Annotated in this window: 2 pseudogenes; one reads left to right on the forward strand and one right to left on the reverse strand. The window is 40.2% G+C overall.

Annotated elements, in window-relative coordinates:
* Window positions 1-474, forward strand: a pseudogene (locus HMPREF9699_RS02665) (hypothetical protein); the annotation flags it as partial.
* Here HMPREF9699_RS02665 and HMPREF9699_RS11160 read toward each other — a convergent pair.
* Window positions 449-597, reverse strand: a pseudogene (locus HMPREF9699_RS11160) (IS5 family transposase); the annotation flags it as partial. The pseudogenes HMPREF9699_RS02665 and HMPREF9699_RS11160 sit on opposite strands and share 26 nt — an antisense overlap.

Genomic DNA, 597 nt, shown 5'->3' on the forward strand with positions numbered 1-597 from the left:
AAATACGGCTATGTGTACAATAACCCACTAATGTACAATGACCCTGATGGAGAAATTGCATTTTTAGCTCCTATTTTTGCATGGGTGGCAGCGAATGCAGTAGCTATAATAACAGCAGCTGGGATTAGTGCTGCATTGGCAGGTATAATTTACACTATAGATGCATCCATTAACAATTACTGGACTTTGGGTGGTTTTGCAAAAGCAGTGTTTGGAGGGGCTTTAACGGGAGCAGTAGCAGGAGCATTGGGGCAGGTGTTTAGTGCTGGAGGTTTTTTGTCAACAGTAGGTAATGGAGCATTGGCAGGAGCAGGTGGTGGAGGAATGAATGCTTTAATCAATGGTCAAAACTTTTTGGAAGGATTAGTGAAAGGAGCGGTAATAGGTGGGGCTATAGCAGCGGTGAGTTATGCTATAAATTTTTATTCGAAAGGGTATAATAAAGAACTCATCTCGACTTTTGCTTTTGTTTAAATTTTCTGAGTCCTAAGACGATAAAGGAAAGGTAATTAAAACCTATCCAACTACTTACGGTAGTATCAAAACGATTTAAAACCGAACGAAAACTATCCATCCAAGCGTTGCTTCTTTCAATGG

Source organism: Bergeyella zoohelcum ATCC 43767, from assembly GCF_000301075.1.
GTDB lineage: Bacteria > Bacteroidota > Bacteroidia > Flavobacteriales > Weeksellaceae > Bergeyella > Bergeyella zoohelcum.